This window comes from Mycobacterium sp. E3298, assembly GCF_001666895.1.
Lineage (GTDB): Bacteria > Actinomycetota > Actinomycetes > Mycobacteriales > Mycobacteriaceae > Mycobacterium.
The window spans coordinates 1-5417 of sequence record NZ_LZJB01000562.1; the positions used below are offsets into that span (position 1 = coordinate 1).

Below are 5417 nucleotides of genomic sequence, written 5' to 3' on the forward strand. Positions count from 1 at the left end.
CGATGCCGGTGATGGTGACAACGTTGTAGGACAGGCCGGAGCCGTGGGCGTGGTTGGTGTACCAGAGCAGCCGCGCGTCGTCCCCCGCGGCCAGGGTGGGCATCCAGCCTTCGCGGTATGCCGCCTCGAATTCGTCCTGCCGCGCGCCGACCACCCGGTGGGTCTCGTGGAGGAACAGCATCGAAACTCCTTGCCTTCAGGGCTGATCGGCGATCAGCGCGGCGAGCTGGCGGCGGCTGACCTTGCCGGTCGAGCTATAGGGGATGTCGTCGACGAGCGCCAGCCGCTCGGGCAGCTTGAAGTAGGCGATCGACTCGCGACAGTGCGATCGCAGGTCTTCCAGGGTCACCGGGGCGCAGGCCACCACCGCAGCTCCCACGCGCTGGCCCAGCTCGTCGTCGGCGATACCGGCGACCGCGACATCCCGCACCGCGGGGTGGGAACGCAGCGCTTCCTCCACCTCGACCGGCCCGAACTTCTCTCCCCCGCGGTTGATGGTGTCGCTGAGCCGTCCGCAGGGGAAGAGGTAGCCGTCGGAGTCCCGGCGGGCGAGGTCACCGGTGCGCAGCCACCCGGCGGTGACGTTCTGGGTGGTGTTCACCCACAGCTCACCGATCGTTCCGACCCCGACGTCATCGCCGGTCTCGGGATCCACGACCCGCACCTCGACCCCGGGCAGCGGACGGCCGACGGATCCCGCGCGGGCGGGGTCGCGGTGGTCGGCGGGCAGCAGCGTCGTGTATGCGCCGAGGGTCTCGGTCTGGCCGAATACGTTGGCGAAGGCCACGTGTGGCAACGCGTCCATCGCCCGGCGCACCAACGCGATGGGCGCGGCGGCGGCCCCGTAGGCGATGGCGACCAAGGACGACAAGTCGGCGTAGGGGAAGCCGGGATGGTCGAGGATGCGCTGCAGCATGGCGGGAACCAGGAACGTGGTGGTCACCCGGTGTTCCGACACCAGGCGTAGCCACTCGCCGGCGTCGAATCGCGGCTGCACGACCGACGTGTTGCCGGAGTAGAGGCTGCCGAGCGTGCCCAGCGAGCCCCCGACGTGGAAGAACGGGACGCACATCATCCCCACCGAGGGTTTGGCGTCCGCCCTGAAGGGTGGCGCCATTCCCCCGATCCGCCTTGCCAACTGCCTGCCGCTGATGCCGACCGCCTTCGGCAATCCCGTTGTTCCGCTGGTGAATAGCACCAGGGCGTCGCGGTCATCGCTGCCGGCGGGCGCTGCCGCATCGGCGCCGCGGCCGCGCTGATGAATCCGGCGCTGACGCCACCCGAGCTCCGCGGCCTATTGACGGCCGCGGGCTGTGCCGACGTGGCCGTCGCGGGGGAACCGTACGCCGACCGGCTCCGAAATGCCGGTGCGCGAACGGTATTGGGCGCGGAGCTCGGGTGGCGTCAGCGCCGGATTCATCAGCGCGGCCGCGGCGCCGATGCGGGCCGCCCCGAGCACGGCCGCGATCGAGAGCAGGCTTCCGCCGTCGACCACGGCGACGCGTTGGCCGGCCACCACACCGCGGTCGGCCAGGCCGGCGGCGCAGCGGCGCACGGTCGCGGCCAGCTCGCCGTAACCGATCGCGGCCCCATCGATGATGAGCGCCACGCGAGCGGGGTCAGCCGCCTCGGCGGCCTCGAGCATTGTTCCGATATTCATGCGCGCGGCTCAGTACAGGGGTGACCACGCGGAGGTGCGCAGCAGGCGGCTGGTCCACTGGTCTCGCAGGTCGAGGGCGTCGTGCATCCAGGTGCCCGGCGCCCGGTGTTCGGCGGGAATGCGGGTCTGCAGCAGCGCCAGAAGCCGTTCGGGCCGCTCGATGCGCTGCATCAGGACGACCTCGCGATGCAAGTGGCTGCCCAGTGCGGGCTGAAAAGCCGCCTGGATCAACAGCATTGACGACGGCCGGTCCAGGCTTTGGGCGTACACGTCACCGCTGCGCTCGATGTATTCCTCGAACTTGCCCGGGAAGGGCCACATGGTGTCTTCCATGTAGAGGCTGAGTTCGTGCTCCTGACCGTCGACCGGCACCTCCCCCAGCGGCAGCTCCCGCAGCGGCGACCACGGCAGTGGTGCCACCAGCTTGGCCTCGACGTCGTAGCGCAGTTCGTCCAGCTCGCGCATCCAGCCCCGCAGATCGCCCCGTTGCACCCGCAGCGCCAGGCGCTCCCACGCGGCGCCGTCGCGGACCGCGGTGACGGTCACGACGGTGTAGGACGGGCCGCTGCCCTGGGCGTGGTCGGCGTACCAGAGCAACCGGGCGTCATCGCCGGCGGCGAGCATGGGCAGCCAGCCCCGCCGGAAGGCGGCCTCGAAGTCGTCTTCGCAGCGGCCGCGGACCTTGTGCACCTCGTGCATGAACAGCATGCCGAGACCTCCCACCGGGCGCGCTCGGCCGTGAGCGCCCCCGTCCAACGGACGCTAACGCCGTGGAGTTGTCGTGTCCATGGGCGGTTTTGCGGCACCCTGGACAGCCGGGGGGCGAACTGGTTTGCTCGACTCAGTAACTACCTCACCGGGCAGGAGTCGCCGATGGCCCGTCTCACCGTGCCGGATGGCCCGGGCGGCGAAGCCGCGATGATCTGGACGCTGCGGCCGCAACTCGGCGACATGGTGGAGCGGATGATCCGGGGCGCCTATCAGCAGAGCGTGTTGCCCGCCGACGAGCGCGAGCTGGCCAGGATGCGGATCGCGCAGATCAACGACTGCGTCGCCTGCTCCGGATTCCGGGCGCAGTCGGTGCTGGACGCCGGCGTCGCAGCGGAGCTCTACGACAACGTCGCCGCGTACGCGAGCTACCCCGGCTACACGCCGCGCCAGCGGCTCGCGATCGAATTCGCCGAGCGCTTCGCCACCGACCATGCCTCCCTGGACGACGGCTTCTTCGAGCGGCTGCGGGAGTCCTTCTCCGACGCCGAGATCCTCGACCTGACCCTCTGCGTCGCGGTGTTTCTCGGCCTGGGCCGGTCGTTGACCGTGTTGGGTGTCGATCAGTCCTGCGCAATCGATCTCTAGTGAGGAACACTGGATGGACCTGGCCACGGTCGACGAACTGCTGACGACGACGCGGTCGGTGCGCAAGCGCCTCGACCTCGACCGCCCGGTCGGCCGCGACGTGATCCTCGAATGCATCCGGCTCGCGATGCAGGCGCCCACCGCGAGCAACACGCAGGACTGGCGGTGGCTGGTGATCACCGATGCCGACAAGCGCGCCGCGATCGCCGAGATCTACCGCAGCGTCGGTGCCGAGTATCTGGCGCACGCCGCCAAGGAGGCGTCGGACCCCCAGACCCGGCGGGTGTACGCCAGCGCGTTCGCCCTGACCGACACGCTGGGCAAGGTTCCCGTGCATGTGATCCCCTGCCTGGCCAACCGCATCGACAACTCCAACCTGCTGGTCGCCGCGTCGGCCTGGGCGTCGATCATCCCGGCGGGCTGGAGCTTCCTGCTCGCCCTGCGGTCCCGGGGGCTGGGTTCGGTGTGGACGACGATGCACCTGGCCAAGGAGCGGGAGGTCGCCGAGCTGCTCGGCATCCCCGACACGGTCACCCAGGCCGCGTTGTTCCCGGTGGCCTACACCATCGGCACCGACTTCCGGCCCGCCGCGCGCCCGCCCGCCGAGACCGTCACGTTCTGGGACGGCTGGGGCTGATGCAGTCCTACACCGTGCGGTTTCACGTCGACGCGCCACCGGCGAAGGTGTGGCGGGTGCTGCATCCGCCCGCCCCGCCCGACGCGCCGCGGCCGCGCGTCCTCGAGTGGCCCGGCGGCAGCATGGAGATCCTCAACGAGGGCAACGAGGCCGGCGAGGGCCTGGTCCGCACCTGCGTCTACGAGGTGCCCAAGTACCTGCTGTCGGGCGGCCGGGCGCGGTCGTGGGAAACCGTCACGGAGGCCGAGAAGAACAAGCTGTCGCGGTACGTGGCCGTCGGCGCGCCGCTCTGGTCCCGGGCCGAGGGCTACCACCGGCTCGACGAGCAGCCGGACGGGACCACCGTGCTGACCTTCCACGAGACCTACCACGCCTACAACCCGGTGCTGCGGTTCCTTCTCGAACGGCCCGTGCACGCGCGGATTTCTCGCGACAACCTCAAGACGTACGAGCATGCGCTCGGCTATGCCGGCCGCGTTCGGCGCCTGACTTAAAGGTTCCGACCAGGGCTAACGTGCCCGACGGGGGTGACCGGCGTATGCCGCATTGTGTGATTTACGGTGCCCGCCCCGGTACGCTGGCGTGCTATGGGGTTTGAGGCTGGTGTTCCTACCGCGGCACGGTTGGCCGTCGCGGGACTGATGATCGCGGGTTGGACCGCCTCGGCGGGGTTCGCGGGGGCCGACCCGGACCAGACGCCTGCGCCGTCACCGTCGCCGGCAGCCTCGCAGGGGCCCCCACCGGGCCCGCCTCCGTCATCTGCCTCGCCGGCGCCCGCGCCGGCCGCCTCGTCGGCGCCCTCACCCGCGGCCTCCCCCGGAGCCTCACCCGCCGCCACACCGGCACCGGGACCGAAGACGACGATCGACAAGGACGGCATCTACAACGTCGGCTCCGACATCGCCCCCGGCATCTACAGCTCGGGCGGCCCCGTCAACAACGGCACCTGCTACTGGAAGCGGACGGGCAACCCCGACGGCAACATCATCGACAACGCGATGAGCAAGAAGCCACAGGTGGTGCAGATCGACCCGACCGACAAGGCGTTCAAGACCTCGGGTTGTCAACCCTGGCAGCTGACCCCGGACGCCGCCCTGCCCCCCACCGCAGCGCCCGGCAGCGTGCAGGGCACGCTCGGGATCCTCAACGGGTTGCTCGGCGGTCAGGGCGGGCAGCAGCCTCCCCATTCCTGACGAGCGCTGACGCGATTTCGCCCGGTTTCGTTACGGTGGCGCCGTGGCCAATGCGCAACAGATCGTCGTCGTCGGTGCGGGAGTAAGCGGGCTGACGTCGGCCGTGTGCCTGGCCGAGGCCGGCTGGCCGGTGCGAGTCTGGACGGCCGCCCCGCCGCAGCAGACGACGTCGAAAGTGGCCGGCGCGGTGTGGCTGCCGCCGCGGCCCGCGGAGAGGGCCGGCGACACCCTGGCGTGGACCGCGCACTCGCTGCGGGTCTTCAGCGAACTCGCCGACGATCCCGGCTCCGGCGTCCAACTGGCCCCGGCGATGGCCGTCGGTGAATTGACGGCCACGGAGGCGATGTCGTCCGCGGCGGCGCTGATCCCCGACCTGCGGCCGGCCGATCCGGCCGACCTCCCGGACGGCTTCGGCAACGGCTTTCGAGCCACGCTGCCGATGATCGACATGCCGCACTATCTCGACTACCTGACCCGGCGACTGGCCGCGGCCGGCTGCGACATCGAGGTGCATCCGGTGCGGTCGCTGGCCGAGGCCGCCGACGCCGCGCCGATCGTGGTCAACTGCACC

General features: G+C 70.6%; 8 protein-coding genes and 1 pseudogene. 5 read left to right on the top strand and 4 right to left on the bottom strand.

The genetic code is table 11. From position 1 onward, the window contains the following. The 4 genes and pseudogenes from A9X05_RS25520 to A9X05_RS25530 form a co-directional block, all read right to left on the bottom strand. Positions 1–181, bottom strand: a pseudogene (locus tag A9X05_RS25520) (hypothetical protein); the annotation flags it as partial. Between the two features lie 15 nt (positions 182–196). Next, positions 197–1264 carry a fatty acid--CoA ligase family protein gene (locus tag A9X05_RS25525; RefSeq protein WP_255369304.1) on the bottom strand — a complete coding sequence of 356 codons (1068 nt, stop codon included), beginning with the start codon at positions 1262–1264 and terminating at the stop codon, positions 197–199. 30 nt (positions 1265–1294) lie between these two features. Further along, entirely contained in the window at positions 1295–1660 is a 366-nt protein-coding gene (locus A9X05_RS32420) for an AMP-binding protein (protein WP_231978472.1), read from the bottom strand. Between the two features lie 9 nt (positions 1661–1669). Beyond that, the gene (locus tag A9X05_RS25530; protein ID WP_067784924.1) at positions 1670–2368 is read right to left on the bottom strand and encodes a hypothetical protein; all 699 of its coding nucleotides are present in this window, start codon (positions 2366–2368) and stop codon (positions 1670–1672) included. Between the two features lie 165 nt (positions 2369–2533). Here A9X05_RS25530 and A9X05_RS25535 point away from each other — a divergent pair, with 165 nt between their 5' ends. The 5 genes from A9X05_RS25535 to A9X05_RS25555 all read left to right on the top strand — a co-directional run. Next, positions 2534–3016 carry a carboxymuconolactone decarboxylase family protein gene (locus tag A9X05_RS25535; protein ID WP_067784926.1) on the top strand — a complete coding sequence of 161 codons (483 nt, stop codon included), beginning with the start codon at positions 2534–2536 and terminating at the stop codon, positions 3014–3016. Positions 3017–3029: 13 nt separating this feature from the next. After that, entirely contained in the window at positions 3030–3653 is a 624-nt protein-coding gene (locus A9X05_RS25540) for a nitroreductase family protein (protein WP_067750093.1), read from the top strand. Further along, on the top strand, positions 3653–4147 hold the full coding sequence (locus A9X05_RS25545; protein ID WP_067750091.1) for an SRPBCC family protein: 495 nt from the start codon (positions 3653–3655) through the stop codon (positions 4145–4147). The genes A9X05_RS25540 and A9X05_RS25545 overlap by 1 nt, the downstream gene beginning before the upstream one ends. A gap of 129 nt (positions 4148–4276) precedes the next feature. Next, entirely contained in the window at positions 4277–4846 is a 570-nt protein-coding gene (locus tag A9X05_RS25550) for a hypothetical protein (RefSeq protein WP_231969174.1), read from the top strand. A 43-nt stretch (positions 4847–4889) separates the two neighbouring features. Then, positions 4890–5417: FAD-dependent oxidoreductase (locus A9X05_RS25555; protein WP_156736993.1), on the top strand; the 528-nt coding region annotated here is incomplete at its 3' end.